The organism is Achromobacter sp. ACM04, assembly GCF_014851465.1.
In the GTDB taxonomy this organism is placed as follows: Bacteria; Pseudomonadota; Gammaproteobacteria; order Burkholderiales; family Burkholderiaceae_B; genus Achromobacter; species Achromobacter aegrifaciens.
In genome coordinates this window covers 187191-209453 of the sequence record NZ_JACUZS010000005.1, presented here as the reverse complement: position 1 = coordinate 209453, position 22263 = coordinate 187191, and the positions used below count along the sequence as shown (strand labels likewise).

The 22263-nt window shown below is 65.9% G+C and carries 21 protein-coding genes; 15 read left to right on the top strand and 6 right to left on the bottom strand.

Annotated features, from left to right (window positions below):
* Window positions 1–12: 12 nt before the first annotated feature.
* A complete protein-coding gene (gene ttcA / locus IB259_RS26305; protein WP_192330524.1) occupies window positions 13–981 on the bottom strand; it encodes a tRNA 2-thiocytidine(32) synthetase TtcA in 969 nt (322 codons plus the stop codon).
* Between the two features lie 2 nt (window positions 982–983).
* A complete protein-coding gene (gene folB / locus IB259_RS26300; RefSeq protein ID WP_008164827.1) occupies window positions 984–1343 on the bottom strand; it encodes a dihydroneopterin aldolase in 360 nt (119 codons plus the stop codon).
* A gap of 124 nt (window positions 1344–1467) precedes the next feature.
* Between folB and IB259_RS26295 the strand changes: the two genes are divergently transcribed.
* Entirely contained in the window at window positions 1468–2370 is a 903-nt protein-coding gene (locus IB259_RS26295; RefSeq protein WP_054455224.1) for an NAD(P)/FAD-dependent oxidoreductase, read from the top strand.
* A gap of 4 nt (window positions 2371–2374) precedes the next feature.
* Here IB259_RS26295 and pcaD read toward each other — a convergent pair whose 3' ends face one another.
* Complete coding sequence (pcaD, locus tag IB259_RS26290; protein ID WP_192330521.1) at window positions 2375–3172, bottom strand: 3-oxoadipate enol-lactonase; 798 nt, start codon at window positions 3170–3172, stop codon at window positions 2375–2377.
* 100 nt (window positions 3173–3272) lie between these two features.
* On the opposite strand from pcaD, the gene IB259_RS26285 reads away from it, so the two are divergent.
* From IB259_RS26285 to IB259_RS26235, 11 genes are all read left to right on the top strand, one after another.
* On the top strand, window positions 3273–4196 hold the full coding sequence (locus IB259_RS26285) for a LysR family transcriptional regulator (RefSeq protein ID WP_192330519.1): 924 nt from the start codon (window positions 3273–3275) through the stop codon (window positions 4194–4196).
* Window positions 4197–4551: 355 nt separating this feature from the next.
* Entirely contained in the window at window positions 4552–5745 is a 1194-nt protein-coding gene (gene urtA / locus IB259_RS26280; RefSeq protein ID WP_059377226.1) for an urea ABC transporter substrate-binding protein, read from the top strand.
* 69 nt (window positions 5746–5814) lie between these two features.
* Window positions 5815–6717 (top strand): urea ABC transporter permease subunit UrtB, encoded by a 903-nt coding sequence (urtB, locus tag IB259_RS26275; protein WP_054455216.1) that lies wholly within the window; start codon window positions 5815–5817, stop codon window positions 6715–6717.
* 4 nt (window positions 6718–6721) lie between these two features.
* Complete coding sequence (gene urtC / locus IB259_RS26270) at window positions 6722–7768, top strand: urea ABC transporter permease subunit UrtC (protein ID WP_175180407.1); 1047 nt, start codon at window positions 6722–6724, stop codon at window positions 7766–7768.
* A 32-nt stretch (window positions 7769–7800) separates the two neighbouring features.
* A complete protein-coding gene (gene urtD, locus IB259_RS26265) occupies window positions 7801–8562 on the top strand; it encodes an urea ABC transporter ATP-binding protein UrtD (RefSeq protein ID WP_082401110.1) in 762 nt (253 codons plus the stop codon).
* Window positions 8563–8576: 14 nt separating this feature from the next.
* Window positions 8577–9266, top strand: coding sequence for an urea ABC transporter ATP-binding subunit UrtE (gene urtE / locus IB259_RS26260; RefSeq protein ID WP_125473289.1), 690 nt, complete (start codon window positions 8577–8579; stop codon window positions 9264–9266).
* Between the two features lie 25 nt (window positions 9267–9291).
* A complete protein-coding gene (locus IB259_RS26255) occupies window positions 9292–10329 on the top strand; it encodes an aliphatic amidase (protein WP_013391115.1) in 1038 nt (345 codons plus the stop codon).
* A 69-nt stretch (window positions 10330–10398) separates the two neighbouring features.
* On the top strand, window positions 10399–11205 hold the full coding sequence (locus IB259_RS26250; protein WP_192330517.1) for a CbbQ/NirQ/NorQ/GpvN family protein: 807 nt from the start codon (window positions 10399–10401) through the stop codon (window positions 11203–11205).
* 2 nt (window positions 11206–11207) lie between these two features.
* Window positions 11208–13187: a nitric oxide reductase activation protein NorD gene (locus tag IB259_RS26245; protein WP_225596947.1), complete on the top strand. Its 1980-nt coding sequence runs from the start codon at window positions 11208–11210 to the stop codon at window positions 13185–13187.
* A 97-nt stretch (window positions 13188–13284) separates the two neighbouring features.
* Window positions 13285–14439, top strand: coding sequence for a transporter substrate-binding domain-containing protein (locus IB259_RS26240; RefSeq protein ID WP_054455892.1), 1155 nt, complete (start codon window positions 13285–13287; stop codon window positions 14437–14439).
* Window positions 14439–15068: an ANTAR domain-containing response regulator gene (locus IB259_RS26235; protein ID WP_192330513.1), complete on the top strand. Its 630-nt coding sequence runs from the start codon at window positions 14439–14441 to the stop codon at window positions 15066–15068. The genes IB259_RS26240 and IB259_RS26235 overlap by 1 nt, the downstream gene beginning before the upstream one ends.
* 16 nt (window positions 15069–15084) lie before the next feature.
* Here the strand turns inward: IB259_RS26235 and IB259_RS26230 are convergent, their stop codons facing one another.
* On the bottom strand, window positions 15085–15846 hold the full coding sequence (locus IB259_RS26230; protein WP_054455202.1) for an aspartate/glutamate racemase family protein: 762 nt from the start codon (window positions 15844–15846) through the stop codon (window positions 15085–15087).
* A 238-nt stretch (window positions 15847–16084) separates the two neighbouring features.
* On the opposite strand from IB259_RS26230, the gene IB259_RS26225 reads away from it, so the two are divergent.
* Entirely contained in the window at window positions 16085–16966 is an 882-nt protein-coding gene (locus tag IB259_RS26225) for a LysR substrate-binding domain-containing protein (RefSeq protein ID WP_175161210.1), read from the top strand.
* Between the two features lie 475 nt (window positions 16967–17441).
* Here IB259_RS26225 and IB259_RS26220 read toward each other — a convergent pair whose 3' ends face one another.
* The gene (locus IB259_RS26220) at window positions 17442–19220 is read right to left on the bottom strand and encodes a M61 family metallopeptidase (protein ID WP_370128021.1); all 1779 of its coding nucleotides are present in this window, start codon (window positions 19218–19220) and stop codon (window positions 17442–17444) included.
* A 31-nt stretch (window positions 19221–19251) separates the two neighbouring features.
* Here IB259_RS26220 and IB259_RS26215 point away from each other — a divergent pair, with 31 nt between their 5' ends.
* Complete coding sequence (locus IB259_RS26215) at window positions 19252–20028, top strand: enoyl-CoA hydratase (protein ID WP_054455195.1); 777 nt, start codon at window positions 19252–19254, stop codon at window positions 20026–20028.
* Here the strand turns inward: IB259_RS26215 and IB259_RS26210 are convergent.
* Entirely contained in the window at window positions 20025–20285 is a 261-nt protein-coding gene (locus IB259_RS26210) for a hypothetical protein (RefSeq protein ID WP_119452131.1), read from the bottom strand. The two genes, IB259_RS26215 and IB259_RS26210, sit on opposite strands and share 4 nt — an antisense overlap.
* Between IB259_RS26210 and IB259_RS26205 the strand changes: the two genes are divergently transcribed.
* Window positions 20284–21834, top strand: a complete 1551-nt coding sequence (locus tag IB259_RS26205) for a DUF1254 domain-containing protein (protein ID WP_192330511.1) — start codon at window positions 20284–20286, stop codon at window positions 21832–21834. The genes IB259_RS26210 and IB259_RS26205 overlap by 2 nt on opposite strands.
* Window positions 21835–22263: the final 429 nt, after the last annotated feature.

Here is a 22263-nt window from a genome sequence, read left to right as displayed (position 1 = left end):
TGCGCGCAGTTTTCAGCTGCGCGTGAACGTCACCTTCTTTTCGACAATGGCGCCGGGCTCCAGCGCTTGCGGCGTATCGCCACAGGCTTCGCCAGCATCTTCCTGCGGATCCTCGGCGTCGAACGCCGTGTCGCCATTGACGTCCGGCTGGCCAGTAGGCTTCAGGCCCACGAAGTCGAACAGGTCGCGGTCCATCAAGTGCGAAGGCACCACGCGCGACAGCGCGTTGAACACGTTCCACGAGCGGCCCGGATGCTGCTTGTCCCATTCCTTGATCATGCGGCCCACTTCCTTGCGCTTCAGGTTCTCTTGCGAACCGCAGAGATTGCAGGGAATGATGGGGAACTGCTTGAGCTCCGCGTAGGCGATCAGGTCGGTTTCCGGCACATAGGCCAGGGGGCGGATCACCGTGTGGCGGCCGTCATCGGACACCAGCTTGGGCGGCATGCCCTTGGCCTTGCCGCCGTAGAACAGGTTCAGGAAGAACGTGCCCAGGATGTCGTCGCGGTGATGGCCCAGCGCGATCTTGGTCGCGCCCAGTTCAGAGGCGACGCGGTACAGGATGCCGCGGCGCAGGCGCGAACAGAGCGAGCACATGGTCTTGCCCTCTTCCAGCACGCGCGTGACGATGGAATACGTATCCTGCGTCTCGATGTGGAAGGGCACGCCCAGTTCCGTCAGGTACTGCGGCAGGATGTGGTCGGGAAAGCCCGGCTGCTTCTGGTCCAGGTTGACCGCGATCAGCTCGAACTTGAAGGGGGCGCGCTTCTGCAACTGCAGCAGGATGTCCAGGAGCGCATAGGAATCCTTGCCGCCCGACAGGCAGACCATGACGCGGTCGCCTGCTTCGATCATGTTGTAGTCGGACAGGGCGCGCGTGGTTTCGCGGGCCAGGCGCTTGGTCAGCTTGTTGCCTTCGTGGCGGGCCTTTTCTTCGGCCTCGGTGCGAAAGCGCACCTCAGGGGTAGCGATATCGTTCATGGTCAACGCGTGATCTGGATTTCCACGCCTACCGCCGCGCAGTCGGAAAAGGCCATGGGCTTGCTGATGCGCAGGCGCAGCGCGCGGATTTCCTGGAAGTCGGCCAGCAGGCGCGCCGCGACCTGCTCCGACAGGGTTTCGATCAGGTTCACGTGCGCCTGCGTGCATTCTTCCACGATGGCCTCGCGCAGCCGGCGGTAGTCCAGCACGCTGTGGATGTCGTGGTCGTCGACCGAGCGCTGGATGTCCACGTCGAAGTCGGCGTCGACATGCAGGGGCTGGGTGGCGCGGCGCTCGTGCTCGAGGATGCCGATGCGGGCGTCGAGCGCAAGCCCGGAAAGAATGATGCGGCGTGTAGGCATGATGAAAACCTGGGTGGGGTAGCCCGGAATTGTAAGGCGACAGCGGAACGGGGGCGGCGCGCTGGCTACAATCCGGCCATGTCCGGGCGTCCGTGAGGCGCCGGCGCAGTCAATAAGGGGTGAAATGCAACAGATGCACGATTCGGTCATTGTAGGCGGCGGCCCGGCCGGCGCTTCCTGCGCCCTGTGGTTGGCGCGCCTGGGCCTGTCCCCGCTATTGGTCGAGGCTGGCCCCCGGCTGGGCGGGTTGGGCAATGACAATCCCTTCGCCGACGACTGGATCGCCGTGCTGCCGGGCGTGACCGGACAGCAGGTGGCTGCCAACATCGACGCCAGCGTGCGCGCGGCCGGCGTGCCGCTGCGCCTGGAAACCCGCGTAACCGGGGTGCGTCCCTGCAAAGGCGGCATCGAGGCGACGCTGGCAGACGCAGACGGCGCCGAATCCCTAGTGCGCGGGCGCACCCTGGTGATCGCCTCGGGCGTGCGCGCCAAGGGGCTGCCGGACCACCCGCCGGGCGCATCCTGGCCCGGCGTGCTGATCGGCCCGGGCTCGCCCATCGTGGCGCAGGACTATTCGGGCCTGTCGGTGGCGGTGCTGGGCGGTGGCGACAACGCCTTCGAAAACTACGTTTACGTGCGCAACCGCGGCGCCCGCAGCGTGCATCTCTATGCCCGCAGCGTCCGCGCCCAACAGCAATGGGTGACGCGCGCCGGCCGCGAAGGCGTGCATATCGGCCCATACAAGGTGGACCCCGCCACCCGCAGCGTGGACGGCAAGCAGTACGACCTGATCCTGGTCTTCTACGGCTGGGAGCCTCAGGCCGGCTTTGCCGACAGCCTGCACCTGGCCCGCGACGAGCGCGGCTACATCCGTACGGACTTCGCCACCGCCGAGACCAGCGTGCCCGACATCTACGCCGTGGGCGAGGTGGCGCACCGCATGCATCCCTGCGTGGTGACCTCCATGGCCGACGGCGTGGTCGCGGCCAAGGCCATCCAGCGCCGTTGGGAGCGCGGCGCGGACTAGCTCTTCAGCCTTCGAGCAGGAACTCCAGCACCGCGGCCTCGAAGGCCTGGGGCAGTTCGATGTTCGCCAAATGGACGGCCGGCAGCGTCAGCAGCCTGGCGCCGGGGATGGTTGCGGCGATCTGCTCGCCGTGGCTGGCCGCGGTGACCGTGTCGTGCTGGCCGGCGATGACCAGCGTCGGATTGGGGATCAGCGCCATGGTGCGGCGCAGGTCGAAGTCCCGCACCGCGGCGAATGCGCCCGCCAGGCCATGCTTGTCGGTGTTCAGCAGCATGGCGCGGAACGGTTCGACGGCGGGATTGCTCTGCTGCAGCCAGGCCGCGGGAAACCAGTTCTTCAGGAAGGTCTCGGCCGTTTCCGACATGTTCTCTGCCTGTAGCGTGGCGGCGATGCGCTCGTCCCATTGCGGTGCCGGTCCCAGATAAGCCGAGGTATTGCTGAGGACCAGGCGGTCGATGCGCTGCGGCGCGTGCAGGCCCAGCCATAGTCCGACGATGCCGCCCAGCGACAAGCCCAGGAAATGCGCATGTTCGACGCCCAGGCCGTCCATCAGCTCCAGCACGTCGCGGCCCAGGCGGTCCAGAGAGTAGGGGCCTTGCGGCACGGTGGACGCGCCATGGCCGCGGTAGTCGTAGCGCAGCACGCGGAAGTGGCGTGTCAGCGCGGGAATCTGCGCGTCCCACATGTGCAGGGTGGTGCCGATGGAGTTCGCCAGCACCAGGGTGGGCAGGTCCGCGCGGCCATCGTAGCGGTAGGCGATGCGGGCGCCGTCGCCGGCGGTGTAGTGGGAGATGTCTTGCATGATGATTCGCCTCTGGGTGATGGGTGTAAGGCAAATCGTAGTTGCGCGTCGTTAAAGAAAAAATTACAAAGTTCGCACAATCATTGTCGGAAAAATAGACATGAGCGAATTCACGCTGCACGATCTCCAATGCTTCGACGCGGTGGCGCGCGACGGCGGCTTCCAGGCGGCCGCGGCAACGCTGCACCGCTCGCACCCGGCGGTGTTCGCCGCCGTGGCCAAGCTGGAGCGGCAGCTGGGTCTGGCCTTGCTGGACCGCAGCGGCTACCGCGTGAGCCTGACGGCCGCGGGGCAGTCGTTCCATGCGCGCGCGCAATCGCTGCTGCGCGAGCTGACCGCCTTGCGCGCGCACGCCGAGCAACTGGCCATGGGCGAGGAAACCGAACTGCGCATCGTGATCGGCGACTTCTGTCCGCGCCCTTATGTGCTGGGTCTCTTGAGCCGCTTTTTCGCCGACTGTCAGGCCACGCGCCTGGACCTGCACTTCGAGGCCGTGTCCGGGCCGCTGGAACGCCTTTACGACGGCGAGGCCGACCTCATCCTGCATCGCGTCGACAAGAACGATGCCCGCATTGAATGGGTCGACCTGGCCAAGGTGCCTTTCGTGCCCGTGGTGGCGCCCGGCTTTCTGCGTGAGCCCGTGCCGCGTGCTATCAAGCCCGCGCTGATGCGCGACTACACGCAATGCGTCATGCGCGACACCGCCAGGCATACGCCGCCGCAGGATTACTTCACCGTGGAGGGCGCGCGCCAGTGCACGGTGGCGGACCAGCTGATGAAGAAGGAAATCATCCTGCAAGGCATGGGCTGGGGCCACATGCCGCGCTTTCTCGTCGATGAGGAACTGCGCGACGGTCGCCTGATCTCGATTGCCAACCGCCATCTGCCGGGCAGCGTCGAAGAACTGGTCGCGGCGCGGCGCACGGACCGCGCGCAGGGCCCGGTCTCGAACCGCTTGTGGTGCTACCTGCAGAATGCCGCGCCAGCCTTGCGCCGCGCCTTGGCAGCGAGCCGCGGCCGCTAAGGGAAAATACGCATGGCATAGCGCCACACGCTTCTTCAGAATGCCTTCCAGACGCAAGTTCGTCTTCAAATTTTCGCCGACTGCCAGTGTTGCCAGTCAGGCGTAGGGCAAAAAGGCCCGAGCCGGAATTTCCGGCTCGGGCCTTTTCGTTTTCCGTTTGTCCATCGCTTTTCTTCGAATGGCGTTTCGCTGCGCCGTGGGCGCAGCTTTGCCTGAAGAAACGTGGCAGGCAGCGGGCGGACGGCAGTCGTCGTGATGTGGTGGGCAAAGGCGCCTGCCCAATCCCGGGCAGTTCAGGGCTTGCGTGCAAGCCCCAGCCGGAGGCTTGCCTTCAGAAACGCACAGGAGCGCAACGATGAGCGTATACAACCGCCGCCGCTTTCTGCAGCACAGCGGCTCCATGGTCCTACTGAGCGCCGCGTCGGGGATGGCAGCCTTGCCCCGCCAGGCCTATGCCCAAGACACAGTCAAACTGGGCCTGCTGCATTCGCTGTCCGGCACCATCGCCATCGCCGAGGCGTCGTTGGTGGACGCGGAGAAGCTGGCGATCGAAGAGATCAACGCCTCGGGCGGCGTGATGGGGCGCAAGATCGAGCCCGTGGTAGAAGACGGCGCGAGCGAGAATGCCGTGTTTGCCGAGAAGGCGCGCAAGCTGCTCGACCGCGACAAGGTGGCCGCCATCGTGGGCTGCTATACCTCGGCTTCGCGCAAGGCGCTGTTGCCGGTGCTCGCGCGCAGCAAAGGCTTGCTCTACTACCCCACCTATTACGAAGGCCAGGAACAGGACGCGCGGGTGTTCTATCCGTCGCAGGAAGCCACGCAGTCCGTGATCGCGGCGGTGGAGTGGATGGCGCGGGAGAAGGGCAAGACCTTTTTCCTGGTCGGCTCCGACTACATCTATCCGCGCACCTGCAACAAGATCGCCAAGCCGGCCATCGCTCGCATGAATGCCAAGGTGGTGGGCGAGGAGTACGCGCCGCTGGGCCACACCGAGTTCTCTTCCATCATCAACAAGATCAAGGCCGCCAAGCCCGAGTGCATCTACAGCACCGTGGTGGGCGGCTCGAACGTGGCGTTCTACAAGCAGCTGCGCGCGGCCGGCCTGGACGGCACGCGCGTCGTGCTGCTGTCCACCGTGGTGTCCGAAAACGAGATCGAAGGCATCGGCAAGGACAACGCGGCGGGCTACTACGCCTGCATGGGTTACTTCCAGAGCCTGCAGAATCCGGCCAACGAAAAATTCGTCAAGGCCTTCAAGGCCAAGTACGGCCAGGACCGCGTAATCGGCGACCCGATGGAGGTTGCCTACAACAGCGTGTACCTGTGGAAGCTCGGCGTGGAAAAGGCCGGTTCGTTCGATCCCGACAAGGTGATCGCGGCGTCCGCCGGGCTGACGCTCCAGGCGCCGGAGGGGACCGTGCGCGTGCACGAGACCAACCATCACGTCTGGAAGAAGGTGCGGGTGGGCCGGGCGAGGCCGGACGGGCAGTTCGACATCGTCTGGGAATCGGCCGACCTGATCGAGCCCAATCCCTTCCCGAAGCTGTAGCCCGCGCTTGCCAATGCGCGCAAGCCCTTGGCCGGCGGCCTTGCCGCCGGCGCAGCCAGGAACGTGACCATGAATATCGACATCGCGGCAATGCAGCTATTCAACGGGATCAGCCTGTTCAGCATCCTTCTGCTGATGGCGATCGGCCTGGCCGTCGTGTTCGGCCTGATGGGCGTCATCAACATGGCGCACGGCGAGCTGATGGCCATGGGCGCCTACACCACCTATCTGGTCTCGGTGGCATTCCAGCATTGGGCGCCCGGCTGGATGGACGTCTACCTGTTCGCGGCCATTCCGTTGGCGTTTCTGGTCACCTTCGCATTCGGCTATGGGCTGGAGCGCGGCTTCATCCGCTGGTTCTACAACCGTCCGCTGGACACGCTGCTGGCGACCTGGGGCCTGAGCCTGATCCTGCAGCAGGCCTATCGCTCGCTGTTCGGCGCGCAGGAGGTCAGCGTGCCGCTGGCCTCCTGGCTCAGCGGCGCGTGGGAGCCCACGCCCGACCTGCAGTTCCCGCTGAATCGCATCTTCATCCTGGGCCTGACGCTGCTGGTGGCGGTGGGCGTGTATCTGCTGCTTTACCGCAGCGCTTGGGGACTGCGCGTGCGCGCCGTCACCCAGAATCGCGCGATGGCGGGCGCCGTCGGCATCAACACGCGGCGCGTGGATGCGCTGACCTTCGCGCTGGGCTCCGGCCTGGCGGGCATCGCGGGCTGCGTCTTCACCATGATCGGATCGACCAACCCCGGCACGGGCCAGCTCTACATCGTGGATTCATTCATCGTCGTGGTGTTCGGCGGCGTGCAGAGCTTGCTGGGGACGGCGTTCTCCGGCCTTGCGATCGCACAGTCGCAGACCACGCTGGAGTACCTGATGAGCGGTTCGATGGCCAAGGTCACGATCCTCGTCCTGGTGATCCTGGTCCTCTATTTCCGCCCGAACGGGCTGTTCGCCAACAAGACTCGGGGGTGATGCGATGAAGACCCTGCACCGGAAAACCGAAGAGATCGCGATCCTGCTGGTCGCGGCGCTGATCCTGGCCGTCCTGCCCCTGTCGCTGGATCCGTTCCGGCTGAACCTGGTCGGCAAGTACATGGCGTTCGCCTTCGTGGCGATAGGCATCGTGCTGACCTGGGGCTATAGCGGCGTGCTGAGCCTGGGGCAAGGCATTTTCTTTGGGTTGGGCGGGTACATGATGGCCATGTTCCTGAAGCTGGAGGCGTCCGCGCCGGAGCTGCCCGACTTCATGGTGTGGAGCAGCGTGGAGAGCCTGCCTGTCTGGTGGCAACCGTTCCACTCGCTGACGTTGACGCTGCTGCTGATCGTGGTCCTGCCGGGACTGGCCGCGTACCTGTTTTCGTTGGCGATCTTCCGCAAGCGGGTCAGCGGCGTGTATTTCGCCATCGTGACCCTGGCCCTGGCGATGACGCTGACCGTGCTCATCATCGGCCAGCAGGGGGACACGGGCGGCGCCAACGGCATTACCGACTTCCGCACGCTGCTGGGCTGGGACATCGTCGGCGACGAAGGCAAGCAGGCGCTGTACTTCATCGAAGCCGGCGCACTGGTCGTGGCGATGCTGGCGGCGCTGGCCATCGTGCGCAGCCGGCTGGGCAAGATCCTGATCGCCATTCGAGACCGCGAGGACCGCGTGCGGTTTTCGGGTTACGACACCGCGCACGTAAAGGCCTGCATCTTTTGCGTGGCGGCGGTCCTGTCCTCCATCGGCGGCGCGTTCTTCACGTTGCAAGTGGGGCTGATCTCTCCAGGAGCGATCGGCGTGGTGGCGTCGATCGAGATGGTGATCTATGCGGCCGTCGGCGGCCGGCTGTCGATTCCCGGGGCCGTGGTCGGGGCCTTGCTGATCGGCTTTCTCAAGTCCTACTTGTCAGAGACGTTTCCGGAAGTCTGGCTGTATTTCCTGGGGGCCATCTTCATCGCGGTCGTCGTGGTCATGCCCAACGGCCTGGCCGGCGTGTTCGGCCAGATTCAGGCGCGCCGCGCCGCGGGGAGCGCGCGATGAGTGCCACCCTGGACCTGCAGGAGCCCGCCAGCATGGAAATGAGCAGCGACCGCCCGGCGCCCGGCGCCATCCTGAGCGTCGAGGACCTGACGGTCTCGTTCGATGGCTTTCGCGCAGTGGACGGCCTGAGCCTGCGCGTGGCGCAGGATGAACTGCGCGTCATCATCGGTCCGAATGGCGCGGGCAAGACCACGCTGCTGGACATCATCTGCGGCAAGACCCGGCCATCGGCGGGCCGCGTTATGTTCCAGGGCCGCGATCTGGTGCGCATGGCGGAATTCGATATCGTGCGGGCCGGCGTCGGGCGCAAGTTCCAGACGCCGTCGGTTTATGAAGACCTGACGGTGCTGGAGAACTTCGAGATCTCGCTGCCGAACGCGCACGGGGTGGTCCGCTCGCTGCGGTTCCGGCGCACGGCGGAAATCCGCGAGCGCATCCAGGACATGGCCGCGCAGGTGTTCCTGCAGGACCGCCTGGCGGAGAAGGCTGGCCGCCTGAGCCATGGACAGAAGCAATGGCTGGAGATCGGCATGCTGCTGATGCAGAACCCGCAGCTGCTGTTGCTGGATGAACCCGTGGCCGGCATGAGTCCGCGCGAACGTGAACAGACGGCCGAGCTGCTGGCGCGCATCTCGCGCGGCAAGTCGATGGTGGTCATCGAGCACGACATGGATTTCGTCAAGCGCATCGCGCACAAGGTCACGGTGTTGCACCAGGGACGTTTGCTGAGCGAAGGCACGGTGGGCGAAGTGCAGGCCGACCCGCGTGTGCTGGACGTGTACCTGGGCCATTGAGAGGAGGACGCGCCATGTTCCGGATCGACAGGTTGAACGTGAGTTACGGCGAATCGCACGTCGTCCACGATGTGTGCTTCGAAGTTGCGCCCCGGGAATCCGTGGCCATCATGGGCCGCAATGGCATGGGCAAGACTACCTTGCTCAAGGCGCTGATCGGCATGCTGCGGTCGGGCTCGGGCAGCATCCGGCTGGACGGCGTGGAGCTGGCCGGCATGGAGAGCTACCAGCGCGTGCGCAACGGGTTGGCCTTCGTGCCGCAAGGCAGGATGATCTTTCCCTTCCTGACCGTGGAGCAGAACATCCTGACCGGCGCGGAGCGCAGCGGCCTGAAGGCCGTGCCGGAATACCTGTACCGCTTTTTCCCGGTGCTGCACGAGATGCGCCGGCGCAAGGGCGGCAACCTGTCCGGCGGGCAGCAGCAGCAACTGGCGATCGCCCGCGCGCTGATTTCCGATCCGCGCGTGCTGATCCTGGACGAGCCCACCGAAGGCATCCAGCCTTCCATCATCAAGGACATCGCACGGGTCCTGAACGCGCTGCGCGAGGAGCGCGGCTTCGCCATCGTCGTGTCGGAACAGATGCTGAGCTTCGCGCTGGACCTGGCCGACCGCTTCCTGGTGATAGACCGGGGCCGAATCGTGCACGAGGCCTGCCGCGAGAGCCTGGACCAGGACAAAGTCAGATCTTTCCTGACGGTATGACCGTCAACCACCGAGGAGCATTGTCATGAGACACGGAGATATCTCCAGCAGCAACGATTGCGTGGGCGTGGCCGTCGTGAACTACAAGATGCCGCGGCTGCATACCCGCGCGGAGGTGATGGAGAACGCCCGCAAGATCGCCGACATGGTCGTGGGCATGAAGCGCGGCCTGCCCGGCATGGACCTGGTCATCTTCCCCGAGTACTCCACCCACGGCATCATGTACGACGCCAAGGAAATGTACGAAACCGCTTCGGCCATTCCGGGCGAAGAGACCGCTGTGTTCGCCGACGCCTGCCGCAAGGCCAACGTATGGGGCGTGTTTTCGCTGACGGGCGAGCGCCACGAAGAGCACCCGAACAAGGCGCCGTACAACACGCTCATCCTGATGAACAACAAGGGCGAGATCGTGCAGAAGTACCGCAAGATCATGCCCTGGGTGCCGATCGAAGGCTGGTATCCGGGCGATTGCACCTATGTGTCGGAAGGCCCCAAGGGACTGAAGATCAGCCTCATCATCTGCGACGACGGCAATTACCCCGAGATCTGGCGCGATTGCGCCATGCGCGGCGCCGAGCTGATCGTGCGTTGCCAGGGATATATGTACCCGGCCAAGGACCAGCAGGTCATGGTGTCCAAGGCCATGGCGTGGATGAACAACGTCTACGTGGCGGTGGCCAATGCCGCGGGCTTCGACGGCGTGTATTCCTACTTCGGCCATTCGGCCATCATCGGCTTCGACGGCCGCACGCTGGGCGAATGCGGTGAAGAAGACATGGGCGTGCAGTACGCCGAGCTCTCCACCAGCCTGATCCGCGACGCGCGCAAGAACATGCAGTCGCAGAACCACTTGTTCAAGCTGGTGCACCGCGGCTACACCGGCAAGATCAATTCCGGCGAAGAGGCCACCGGCGTCGCGGCGTGCCCGTACAACTTCTACGCCAACTGGATCAACGATCCGGAGGGCACGCGCAAGATGGTCGAATCCTTCACCCGGTCCACCGTGGGTACGCCGGAGTGCCCCATGGAGGGCATCCCCAACGAGGACGCCAAGCACCGCTAGGCGTGCCTGCCGACCATCCGGTCCGTCCGGCCCGCCGCGCCGGACGGACGATTCCCGAGGACATGAACCGTGCCGTCTCCGCTCGAAACCTACCGGATTGCGCAAGAACCCTTCTACCGTCCCTCCGGGCGGGAAACCGCGCTGTACGAACATGCGTACGCGCACCGGCTGCCCATGATCCTGAAGGGGCCCACCGGTTGCGGCAAGACGCGCTTCGTGGAGTACATGGCCTGGAAGCTGGGACGCCCGCTGGTCACGCTGGCGTGCAACGAGGACATGACCGCTTCCGACCTGGTGGGCCGCTACCTGCTGGACGCTGCCGGCACCGCATGGCACGACGGCCCGCTGACGCAGGCCGTGCGCCATGGCGGCATCTGCTACCTGGACGAGATCGTCGAAGCGCGCCAGGACACTACGGTTGTCATCCATCCGCTGACCGACGCGAGGCGCATCCTGCCCCTGGACAAGAAGGGCGAGGTGGTGCGGGCCCATCCCGACTTCCAACTGGTGGTGTCCTACAACCCCGGCTACCAGAGCAGCGCCAAGGATCTCAAGCCCTCTACCCGGCAGCGCTTCGTGGCGCTGGATTTCGACTATCCGGAGCCCGGGCGCGAAGCGGAGATCGTGGCGCATGAGGCCGGCATAGACACCGGCTTGGCGCAGCGGCTGGTGCGCATCGCGCACAGTTCGCGCGAACTCAAGCGCCATGGGTTGGACGAGGGCGTGTCCACCCGCATGCTGATCTACGCCGGCATCCTCATCCGCGACGGCGTCAGCCCCGCCGAGAGCTGTGACATGACGATGACGCGCGCGCTGACCGACGACCCCGACATGGCCGCGGCGCTGCGGGCGCTGGTCGACGCGAACCTGGAATGAACATGCGAGCCGTCCTGTCCGCGGGGGAAGGGGCTGGCGCCGGCGCAGGCCTGGCCGGGACGCTGGATGACAAACTGCGCCGGCTGGCTGCGCGCAGCGGCGAGGACCAGGCGGTCCAAGCGCGGCGCTGGATCGACGCGCTGCACGGCGAAGACCCCGATTGCGCCGCCGCGGTGGCAGAGCGGTTCGACCAGTTGATGGCGAAGTTGACGGCCGGCGGGCTGGGGCGCTGGATGCTGGCGGGCCTGCGGCGCTACGAGCGCCAGCCCGGTCCTCTGCGCGCATATTTCCAACTGCGCGACGCCTACGCCCGCGAGGCCTTGAACGGCGAAGCAGGCGCGCCGGAACTGGAAGCCGCGCAGGCCAGGCTGGCGTGGCTCTTGTGCGGCCTGTCGGGCAGGGGCATGGCGGTCGAAGCCTTGCGGCGTCCGGCGCTGGACGGCCCGCCGTCGCGCCCCATTCTCGCGCCCTCGCACCTGCTGGTGCCGGACAGCTACACCGTGCTGGACGGCGCCGACCGCTGGGCGCTGTACCGCGCGGCGGTGGCGCATGCGGCCGCCCATCTGCGTTACTCGCCAGCGGCGCAGCCGGTACTGAGCCTCAAGCCCATGGGCGTGGCGGTGGTATCCGCCATCGAGGATGCGCGGGTGGAGCGGCTGCTGGCGGCCGACTATCCCGGCGTGCGGCGCTGGTTCCTGCCCTTCGTGCCGCCGCCGCCCGATCCGGCGGACTTGGGATTCGCCGCCCTGATCCAGCGCATGAGCCGGCTGTTGATGGATCCGTCGCTGCACGACGACAACCATTGGGTGAACAAGGCGCGCACGTTGTTCGAGGCGCAGGCCGCCGACCTGCGTGACACGGCGGCCTTCCGTCGCCTGGCGTCGGTGCTGGCGAATGACCTGGGCCAGATGCGGGTGCGCTTCAATCCGCAGCAGTACGCCGTACCCGTGCCCTACCGCGACGACAACGCCTATCTGTGGGACTACGGCGACGCGGCAGAGCCGCCGCCTGAGCTGACCCTGGGGTCGCAGGGTGTGGCGCCCGAGCGGCGCGACGCCGCGCCGCAAGGCCAGGAGCAGCCCGCGCCAGCGGCCAGCGAAACGGAACTGGGACGCTACCGCTATCCCGAATGGGACTACAAGCTGGACCGAAGCCGGCCGGACTGGTGCACCGTGATCGAGAAGCTGCCGGGTTGGACCGGCATGCCGCTGCCCGCGCCCGCCGGACCCGCGCAGCGCCTGGCCCTGCCGCAGTCGCGCCGCCTGAGCCGCGCGCGCCGTCTGAGGCGCCAATGGGAGGGCGATGACATCGACCTGAACGCCGCGATCGAGGTCCTGATCGACCGGCGCCTGGACCTGGCGCCCGACGCCCGCTTCTTCATGCGCCCGGGCAGCCAGCCCTGCGCCAGCAGCACGCTGGTGCTGCTGGACCTGTCGGCCTCGGCCAACGACCTGGCGTCCGACGCAGGGGCGACAGTGCTGGAATTGGAGAAGCGGGCGGCGATGCTGCTGGCGCAGGCCACATCAGGCGAAGGCGACCTGATCGCCGTGCACGGCTTTTGTTCGGACACGCGGGCGGCGGTGTACTACTACCGCCTGCTTGAATCCGGCGCCCCGGTCGCGGCGGCGTTGGGCCGCATAGGCGGCGCCCAGGCCCGTTATTCAACGCGCCTGGGCGCGGCGCTGCGGCATGCCGGCGCGCTGGCGCTGCAGGCGCCGGGAGAGCGGCGCGCCATCATCGTCGTCACCGACGGCGAACCCTCCGATGTCGACGTGCACGACCCGCGCTATCTGGTGGACGATGCGCGCGAGGCGGTGCTGGAACTGCGCGGGCGAGGTGTCAGCGTGCATTGCGTCGCCTTGGACGCGCAGGCCGAACCGCAGTTGCGCGCGATGTTCGGCTTTCGCGGTTACCGGATCGTGACGAACCCGGCGGCGTTGCCGCAGGCGCTGGTTCGCGCCTATGCCAGGACCGCGCCATGACCACCCCAGGAATCCACGTGTTGACGGCGGCTGCGGCTGTGCTGAAACTGATGAACTCGACAAAGGATGGATGTCCGCGCCAGCGGGCCTCCCGATCATGGCAAACAAAGATCCTATCCGCGTAGGCGTGCTGTTTTCCGAAACAGGTGCCACATCGACCATAGGCCGGTCCCAGCTGCATGGCACCTTGCTGGCCATCGACGAGATCAACGAGGCGGGCGGGGTCGACGGCCGCGAGATCGTGCCGGTGCGCTACGACCCGAGATCGGACCCCGCCACCTACAGCGTGCTGGCTGAAAGACTCATCACGCAAGACCGCGTCAACGTCATATTCGGCTGCTACATGTCCAGCAGCCGCAAGGCCGTGCTGCCGGTGGTCGAGAAATGGAACCGCCTGCTGTTCTACCCGACGCTGTACGAAGGGTTCGAGTTTTCGAACAACATCATCTACACCGGCGCCGCGCCCAACCAGAACAGCGTGCAACTGGCCGAATTCATGACCGCCAACTTCGGCGCGCGGGTCTACCTGATCGGTTCGGACTACATCTATCCCTACGAGTCCAACCGCATCATGGGCGAACTCGTACTGCAGCGGCAGGACAGCGCCAAGCTGGGCGAACGCTATGTGCCTTTGACCGCGACGGAACGCGACTACCGGGAGATCCTGGACGACATCCGCAACAAGCGTCCGGACTTCATTTTCTCCACGGTGGTGGGCAATTCCACGGCCTGCCTGTACCGCGCCTACGCGGACGCGGGCTTCGATCCGAAGACCATGCCCATCGCCAGCCTGACGACGTCCGAAGCGGAGATCTCCCAGATGGAGCCCGAGGTCGCCGCCGGCCACTTCACTTCCGCGCCGTATTTCCAATCCATCGATTCCGACATCAACCGGCGCTGCCTGGAACGATTGCGGCGGCGCTTCGGGCATGACTGCGTGCCCAATCTCTGCTGGGAAGCGGCGTACTTCCAGATGCACATCTTCGCCAACGCTTTCCGCGACACCGGCACCGACGAGATCGCGCAGATCCTGCCGCGCGTGCTGCAAAGCGAATTCCAGGCGCCCCAGGGCCGCGTGCGCATCGACCCTACCAACCACCACACCTGCCTGTATCCGCGCGTCGGCCGGGTCAACGGCAAGGGCCAGTTCACCATCGTGCGCGAGGCCACGCGGCCCGTGCATCCCGATCCGTACCTGGTCACCCATTCGTTGGGCGACTGGACGGCCACCCTGAGTTCGCTGGATATCTGATGGGCGATACCGCCAGCCGCCAGCGCGCGGAGCGCGCGACGCCATCCCTGCTCAAGGACCTGCGTACGCTGCGGATCGCCGTCTATCATCCCGACGACGCCGACGGCCGCCAACTGACGCAGCAGCTGCAACGGATCGGCTGTCAGGTGCAGACCTTCTGGCCTCCGGCGCCCACGTTGCCCGAAGGGCTGGACGCGGTGTTCCTGGCCGTGCGGCCAGATGTGATCGACCTGGGCTTCGAATGGGCCAAGAGCGAAGACGCGCCCATGGTCATCGCCATCGTCACCTACGAGAATCCGACCATCGTCGAGGCCGTGCTGCGCATCGGCGCGAAAGCAGTGCTGCCTTCGCCCGTGCGCTCGTTCGGCCTGTTGTCTTCATTGGTGGTGGCGCGCCAGGTCTACGACGACATCAAGTCGCATGCCCGGCGCACGCGCAAGCTGGAGGGCAAGCTCCTGGGCGTGCGCCGCATCGCGGAAGCCAAGAGCATCCTCATGCGCACGCGCAACGTCACCGAGGACCAGGCCTACGACCTGATCCGCGAGCAGGCCATGAACAAGCGCGTCACTACTGAAGAAATCGCGGGCGCCATCGTCAACGCCAACGAAATCCTTTCGCTGGGCAAGTAGGGCGCGCCGCGCAGCTTCAGTACTTGCCCGTCAGCAGCTCGCCCGCGTTGGGCACGCGCGCTTCCAGGTCCAGCACCTTCAGCATGCGATAGACGGTGGCCGCGGCCGCCGTCACCACCGGCAGACCCAGGCGGTCCTGCACCGGCTGAATCGACGCCAGGGACGGCATCTGCACGCAGGCGGACAGCACCACCGCGTCCACGCCGCGCGTGTTCAGGCGTTCCACGTGGCTGGCCGGCGCCATCGGATCCTGCGCGCCAACCTTCAGGTTGTCGGGAATCTCCAGCGACAGGCTGTCCTGCACCTCGATGCCTTCGTTCTCGATGTAGTCCACCACCAGCTTGGTCAGCGGCTTCATGTAGGGCGTCAGGATAGCGACCTTGCGCGCGCCGATGGCGTGCAGGCCCTCCACCAGCGCGCCTGCGCTGGAGATCACCGGCGCCGGCGCGCCGTTGTCCACCGTGGCCTGGTGCAGGCGTTCCTGCGAGACGCGGTGATAGCCGAGCCCTTGGCTCATGATCGCCACCAGGCAGGCATAGCCCAGCACGTCCACGCGCGCATCGGACAGTTCCTGTGCGCAACGGTCCGACTCCCGGTCCATCGACGCCAGTTCCGCCGCCGTCACCTGCTTCATGCGCATGCGGCTGGAATGGAAAGTGAAACGCTCCGGCGCGATGGTCTCGCGCAGGCGCAGCATGGCCGGGATTTCCGTTTCCATGGTGGTGTTGGAACTGGGGACGATCTGGCCGATGCGCAGGGCGCGGGGGGATGCGGTCATGGCGATGCTCCTCGAAAGGCGTAAGAGGGCCGGCCCGCGGCGGCGCGCGGGAACCCGGCAATGCGGAATACGGATGTCAGCCGGTGGCAGTGCCTGCGGCGGTGAGCGCTGGTCTCATGGCAGGTCCCCGGATGTTTGTCGTGTGCTCTATCGGCAAGGCTTATTCTGGTCGCCGGGAACGATATTTTCCAATATAGTTTTTATCTGGTTTGATATCTTTCCCAAATAACTGGCCGCCATGGAAATCCGCCAACTCCGTTATTTCGCCGTGCTGGCCGAAGAGCTGAACTTCACCCGGGCCGCCGCGCGCCTGCACATCTCGCAACCGCCGCTCAGCCTGCAGATCGCGCAGCTGGAGCGCGAACTCGAGGTCAAGCTGTTCGACCGCAACAACCGCCGCGTCACCCTGACCGAAGCCGGCGAAGCCTTTCTCAACGACGTGCGCGCGCTCCTCGCCAGCCTGAAGGACGCCACCGTCCGAGCCCGCGCCGTGGACCAGGGCCTGGCCGGCCGCATCGAGGTCGGCCTGTCCGGCTCGCACTTCATGGGCCCGGTTCCCGCGCTGATCGCCCGCTACAAGGCCTCCCACCCCCAGGTCTCAGTCCTGCTCAACGAAATGAACCCCGCCGCGCAACTGGACGCGCTGCGCGGCCACCGCATCGACGTCAGCATCTCCCGCACCGCCGTCGACGACGAGGAACTACAGTCCATGCCCCTATGGCCCGATCCCGTCGTGGCCGTGCTCCCCAAGGGCCACCCTCTGTCCGCCCGCAAGCGGCTGGCGCTCGGCGACCTCGCCGGCGAGGCCTTCGTCATGCTGCGCCAGGACACCTCCGCCTTCGCCCGCGCGCTGGCCGAAACCTGCGCGCGCGCCGGCCTGCCCCTGTCCGCCGCCCAAACCGTCGCCGAAGTCCCGGCCCAGCTGGCTCTGGTCGCCGCTGGCCTGGGCGTGGCTTTGGTGCCGCGTTCCACATGCCGCCATGCAACCGACCGCATTGCCGTTTGCACGCTGCCCGCCGACATCGCGCGCGCCATGGTCTACGCCGTCACACGCCGGCAAGGCAGGAGACGCGCGCTGGATACGTTTCTGCAGACGGCGGCGCAGATGAAAGACGAATGATGACGACCATGCGGCCATCGCATGCGCTGCGAGACAGTCAAAGCAAGCCAGCCCCCAGCTGCGCGCAGCGCCATCACCAATCGCAAGACACCGCATAAGCCCCAGAAGGCCGCCCGCGCGGCCGCCCTGGGGCGAACCCCGCAAGATCCTCGCCCAACCCAGACCGAGGCGAGAACCCTAAGCAATCAACTCGCCCCAGTGCCCGCGAAGATTTAAACAGCACAGCCTGGCGCGGCGGCCCGGCCGGTGGCGCGGGGCGTCGATAAGCCCAAGGGAATCCGAAGGAACCGCCGTAGGCGGTGACGAGGATGACGCAGGGGAAGTCCGGAGCGAACGCTCCGGACCGCAATCGTTGCCCCGCGCCACCGGCCGGGCCGCCGCGCCAGGCGGTCTTAAGAACACAAAGACCGGCCCCAAAAACAAGAGGCCGTCCCACAAAAAGACGGCCCCAAAAAACCAAGCAAAGCAAAATAACTCAGCCCGTCAACACACAATCCAAAGCCTCCGGCGCACCCAACCGCACCCGGAACTCCCTCAACTCATCCCGCCGGAACACATGCACAGTCACCCGATCCCCCACCCGGTACTGCGCCAGCAACAGTTCCAGCCCCGCCGGCGCATCCACCCGCAAGCCGTCCACCGCCACCAGCACATCCCCGGCGGACAACCCGCCCTTATGCCCCGCGCCGCCCTCCAGCACTGTCGCCAGCACCAGCGATTCCCCCTGCTTGCGCGTACGCACATCCAGCGAAGGAATATTGGCCGCCGTCTTCCATTGCAGCTTGATGCCCTGCGGCTCCAGCAACTCCGCCAGCGGCACATCCGCCGTCCCATAGGCATGGCGCGCGATGAAGCGCCGCGTATCCACGCCAGTGGCCTCACGAATCAGCGCCGGCAGTCCATCTTCCGGCAACCCTTGCGGCTTGCCCTGATAGAAATCGCGTCCATAGCGGCTCCAAAGCAAGCGCATCACATCATCCAGCGAGTGCGCGCCACCCGTTTCCCGGCGGATCAGCAGATCCAGTCCCAGTGCCACCAACGCGCCCTTGGTGTAATAGCTGACCAGCGCGTTCGGCGAATTTTCATCCTGCTTGTAATAGCGCGTCCAGGCATCGAACGAGCTCTCCGCCACCGACTGCTTCAACCGGCCCGGCGTACGCGCCACGCTGGTGATGGTCTTGGCCAGCAGCCGCAGATAGTCAGGCTGCGTGATCGCGCCCGAGCGCAACAGCAGCAGATCGTCGTAATAGGACGTGAAGCCTTCGAATACCCACAGCAGACGCGTCAGATCGGGCTGCGAAAGATCGTAGGGCACGAAGGCTTCCGGCTTGATCCGCTTCACGTTCCAGGTATGGAAGTACTCATGGCTTACCAGGCCCAGAAAGCCGCGATAGCCTTCGCCCTGGCCTTGCTGGCCCATCACCGGCAGATCCTTGCGGGCCGTCATCAGCGCCGTGCTGGCGCGATGCTCCAGGCCGCCATAGCCGTCGCCCGTCACCATGGTCATGAACACATAGCGGTCCGAGCTGTCCAGGAACGGCGCGCGCTTGCTGCGGGGCTCGAAGAACGCAATCTGCGTTTCGCAGATCTTGCGCACGTCTTCCGTGATCCGTGCCAGGTCCAGATTGGGTGCAACGCCCGTGAACACCAGTTCGTGTTCGGCGCCATGCGCCACGAAGCTCGAAACCTGTGGCGTGCCCATCTCCACCGGATGGTCGATCAGCGCGTCATAGTCCGGCGCCAGGTACAGCCCGAAACCGTGGCGGCGCGCAGCGCCCTTGTGGCCGCGCGCTTCAGGCAGGCTGGTGTAGACCTTCCAGCCCTGGATCGAGCGCGGCGGCGCCAGGTCCACCAGGCAGGGCAGATGGTCCTGGCCATGCACGCGCAGGAACACGCTGGTGCCGTTGAAAAAGCCGTGGGTTTCGTCCAGATGCGCGCCGCGCACCGACAGGTCCCAGGCGTAGACCTCGTACTCCACCCGCAGCGGACCCTCGCAGGGCGCGGCCTGCCAGGTATGGTTGTCGATCTTCTCGACAGGCACGCGCCGCGTGCCCGAATAGGCCGCCAGCGATTCGATCTGGCGCGAGAAATCGCGGATCAGGTAGCTGCCCGGAATCCAGGCCGGCAGCGACAGGCGCTGGCCGTCGGGGGAGGGCGCGGCGATGCTTAGGGTTATCCGGTAGCGGTGTCCGGCCGGATCATGGGGCGCGAGGCGGTAAAGTAGCGGCAAAGCGTAGTCTTTTTCCATGGCCATATCTTACTTTCATACTTATTCGGAGACATCAATGAGCGAGTCGTTTGTGCTGGTCGAAACCCGGGGCCGCGTCGGCCTGCTGACGCTGAACCGTCCCAAGGCCCTGAACGCCTTGAACGATCAACTGATGGATGAGCTCGGCGCGGCCCTGCTGGCGTTCGAAGCGGACGCCGATATCGGCGCCGTGGTCATCACCGGCAGCGAAAAAGCCTTCGCCGCGGGCGCCGACATCGGCGCCATGAAAGACTGGTCCTACATGGACGTGTATGGCAGCGAATACATCACGCGCAACTGGGAAACCCTCAAGCGCATCCGTAAACCCGTGATCGCGGCCGTGGCCGGCTACGCCCTGGGCGGCGGCTGCGAACTGGCCATGATGTGCGACATCATCATCGCCGCCGACACCGCCAAGTTCGGCCAGCCCGAAATCAAGCTGGGCGTGATTCCGGGCGCGGGCGGCACCCAGCGCCTGCCGCGCGCGGTGGGCAAGGCCAAGGCCATGGACCTGGCGCTGACCGCCCGCATGATGGGCGCCGAGGAAGCGGAACGCGCTGGCCTGGTGTCGCGCGTGGTGCCGGCCGACAAGCTCATGGAAGAAGCCATGGACGCGGCCACCGTCATCGCCTCCATGTCCCTGCCGTCGGTCATGATGGCCAAGGAATGCGTCAACCGCGCCTTCGAAGGCTCGCTCAACGAAGGCCTGCTGTTCGAGCGCCGCGTGTTCCATTCGCTGTTTGCGACCGAAGACCAGAAGGAAGGCATGGCCGCTTTCACCGAGAAGCGCAAACCGGACTTCAAACACCGTTAATCCTTGTTACGCCCGGGCGGCCTGTCCGGGTGGACCAGGATCCGCCCCGCGCGCCCTCCCAGGGCGCGTTTTTTTGCGCGCTTCCAGGCCCATGAGCGGAGTTGCGCCTTGAAACGGTTCGGCAGCACCTTGTTGCAGAGTTCGGCCCTATCCTGAAAAAGCGTCACCGCGAGGTGCCGCGCCAGAGAGGCTTGCCCGAACTGGCAAGCCCGGCGCGGCGGCTCGCTTGCAGACAAAATCAATAAGGAGCCTTGCATGCGTACATCCATCGCTACCCGCCGCTGGTCCGCCGCGGTCCTTGCTGGCGCACTGAGCGCCTGCTTCGTCACCGCCGCCCAGGCGCAATCGCCGCGGCCTACTTTGCGCCTGGTGTCCGAGACGCCGTACCCGGCCGCCTCCGCGCCCGCGGCGCAGATGAGCGAGCAAGAGCTGCGCGACATCGCCATCGACGCCTATGTCTATGCTTATCCGATGGTGCTGATGGAGTTGGCCCGCCGCAAGGCCACCGCCGTGCAGACGCCGCTGGATGGCAAGGCGCCGGTGAACCAGTTCGGCCACAAGGCCGCCTTCCCCGATCCGCGCGCGGGCGACGTGCCCTGGCCCAGCGCCGACGCGCTCTATTCCAGCCTCTGGTTCGACGTGTCGCGCGCCCCGCTGATCGTGAACCTGCCCGCGACCGGCGACCGCTATATGGTGTTGTCGGCGTTGGACATGTGGAGCGACGTATTCGCCTCGCGCGGCACGCGCACCAACGGCAACGGCGCTCAGTCGTTCGCCATCGTCGGCCCAGGCTGGCAGGGTAGCGTGCCCCCCGGCATGGACGTGATCCACAGCCCTACGGCCACCGGCTGGTTGATCGGCTGGACCCAGGCGGGCGGTCCGCAGGACTACGCGGCCGTCAATCAGATCCAGGCCGGCATGACCGCCAGCCCGATGGCCGCGCCCGTGCTCGCAAGGCCCGCTGCCAACCGCGGTTCCCGCAGCGCCTATCCGCAAACGGGGCCCGGCGTGGGTTCGGCGCCGATCGGCAGCGACCTGCCGCCGCCTATGCCCGTGACGGTGCCCGACGGCACGCCGGCCGAACAGGCGGCCGGCATGGACGCCGCCTCGTTCTTCACGCTGTTCTTCGACGTGATGCGCAACAACCCGCCGCACGCCAACGACACGCCCATTCTGGACCGCATGCGCCGCATCGGCCTGGACAGCCGCCAGCCGTTCTCGTATGGCCGCCTGAGTCCGGCCGTGCAGCAGGCGCTGGCGCAGGCCCAGCCGTTGGCCGGCCGGCGCATCGCTGATGGCGTGTCGCGCCTGGGTACGCCCATGAACGGCTGGAGCACCGTGCTGTCCGGCATCGGTACTTATGGTACCGACTACACGCGCCGCGCCGCCATCGCCTATGCCGGCCTGGGCGCGCCGACGCCGGAAGACGTGCTGTACCCGGTCACGGTGTCCGACTCCAAGGGCCGCGCGCTGAATTCCGATGAAGACTATGTATTGCACTTCGACAAGGGGCAGTTGCCGCCGGTCAACGCATTCTGGTCGCTGCACGTCTATGACGACAAGCACGGCTTCGCCGACAATCCGGCCAACCGCTACGTACTGCGCAGCACCGATGGCCTGAAGTACAACGCCGACGGTTCGCTGGACATCTACATCCAGCGCCGCGATCCCGGCGAGCGCAAGCGCTCGAACTGGATCGCCACGCCGGCCGCCGATGCGCCGTTCCTGCTCAGCATGCGCCTGTACTCGCCGCAGGATACGGCGTTGGACGGACTGTGGGCGCCGCCGCCGGTCAAGGAGGATTGATCCTGGTTTGATGGTATAAAGCGCGGCCTCCATGACGGAGGCCGCGGTTCATTGAGCAGGGTTTGCGCAGCATGCTGCGAGGGGTGATTCGCGTCCCTAATTTCGGCCGATCCAAGCGTTGTTTGCGCCTTACAAACGGCCGAAAGTTCATTTGCTAGGGTAAAAAGAATCACGCTATACTCTGCGGGTTTGACGCTTGCGGGATAAGAACACGTAGCGGCTGACAAGTAGCGGGCACGGTGTTGATGAGCCTTTTGAAATCAACGACTTGGCGCCGGCTATGGGGGCAGCTACGGGCAGCGAGACGCGCCGGTTCTGATAGGGGCAAAGAAGCAAAGCGAGGAAGTTTGATGCAACAGAACTCCATGCAGCATGAAGTGCGGCAGGGTCCGGTTGACGGTCAGGGTCAGCAGCAAGCAATGTTTGACC

What these genes read in the sequence shown, in the direction of transcription:
- IB259_RS26285 (WP_192330519.1), top strand. Translation starts at nt 3,273, where the DNA reads ATGAGCGAATTCACGCTGCACGATCTCCAATGCTTCGACGCGGTGGCG.
- IB259_RS26220 (WP_370128021.1), bottom strand. Translation starts at nt 19,220, where the DNA reads ATGGCCATGGAAAAAGACTACGCTTTGCCGCTACTTTACCGCCTCGCG.
- IB259_RS26205 (WP_192330511.1), top strand. Translation starts at nt 20,284, where the DNA reads ATGCGTACATCCATCGCTACCCGCCGCTGGTCCGCCGCGGTCCTTGCT.
- urtA (WP_059377226.1), top strand. Translation starts at nt 4,552, where the DNA reads ATGAGCGTATACAACCGCCGCCGCTTTCTGCAGCACAGCGGCTCCATG.
- IB259_RS26215 (WP_054455195.1), top strand. Translation starts at nt 19,252, where the DNA reads ATGAGCGAGTCGTTTGTGCTGGTCGAAACCCGGGGCCGCGTCGGCCTG.
- urtB (WP_054455216.1), top strand. Translation starts at nt 5,815, where the DNA reads ATGAATATCGACATCGCGGCAATGCAGCTATTCAACGGGATCAGCCTG.
- urtC (WP_175180407.1), top strand. Translation starts at nt 6,722, where the DNA reads ATGAAGACCCTGCACCGGAAAACCGAAGAGATCGCGATCCTGCTGGTC.
- ttcA (WP_192330524.1), bottom strand. Translation starts at nt 981, where the DNA reads ATGAACGATATCGCTACCCCTGAGGTGCGCTTTCGCACCGAGGCCGAA.
- IB259_RS26295 (WP_054455224.1), top strand. Translation starts at nt 1,468, where the DNA reads ATGCAACAGATGCACGATTCGGTCATTGTAGGCGGCGGCCCGGCCGGC.
- IB259_RS26245 (WP_225596947.1), top strand. Translation starts at nt 11,208, where the DNA reads ATGCGAGCCGTCCTGTCCGCGGGGGAAGGGGCTGGCGCCGGCGCAGGC.
- urtE (WP_125473289.1), top strand. Translation starts at nt 8,577, where the DNA reads ATGTTCCGGATCGACAGGTTGAACGTGAGTTACGGCGAATCGCACGTC.
- pcaD (WP_192330521.1), bottom strand. Translation starts at nt 3,172, where the DNA reads ATGCAAGACATCTCCCACTACACCGCCGGCGACGGCGCCCGCATCGCC.
- IB259_RS26235 (WP_192330513.1), top strand. Translation starts at nt 14,439, where the DNA reads ATGGGCGATACCGCCAGCCGCCAGCGCGCGGAGCGCGCGACGCCATCC.
- IB259_RS26240 (WP_054455892.1), top strand. Translation starts at nt 13,285, where the DNA reads ATGGCAAACAAAGATCCTATCCGCGTAGGCGTGCTGTTTTCCGAAACA.
- IB259_RS26255 (WP_013391115.1), top strand. Translation starts at nt 9,292, where the DNA reads ATGAGACACGGAGATATCTCCAGCAGCAACGATTGCGTGGGCGTGGCC.
- urtD (WP_082401110.1), top strand. Translation starts at nt 7,801, where the DNA reads ATGGAAATGAGCAGCGACCGCCCGGCGCCCGGCGCCATCCTGAGCGTC.
- IB259_RS26230 (WP_054455202.1), bottom strand. Translation starts at nt 15,846, where the DNA reads ATGACCGCATCCCCCCGCGCCCTGCGCATCGGCCAGATCGTCCCCAGT.
- IB259_RS26225 (WP_175161210.1), top strand. Translation starts at nt 16,085, where the DNA reads ATGGAAATCCGCCAACTCCGTTATTTCGCCGTGCTGGCCGAAGAGCTG.
- IB259_RS26210 (WP_119452131.1), bottom strand. Translation starts at nt 20,285, where the DNA reads ATGCAAGGCTCCTTATTGATTTTGTCTGCAAGCGAGCCGCCGCGCCGG.
- folB (WP_008164827.1), bottom strand. Translation starts at nt 1,343, where the DNA reads ATGCCTACACGCCGCATCATTCTTTCCGGGCTTGCGCTCGACGCCCGC.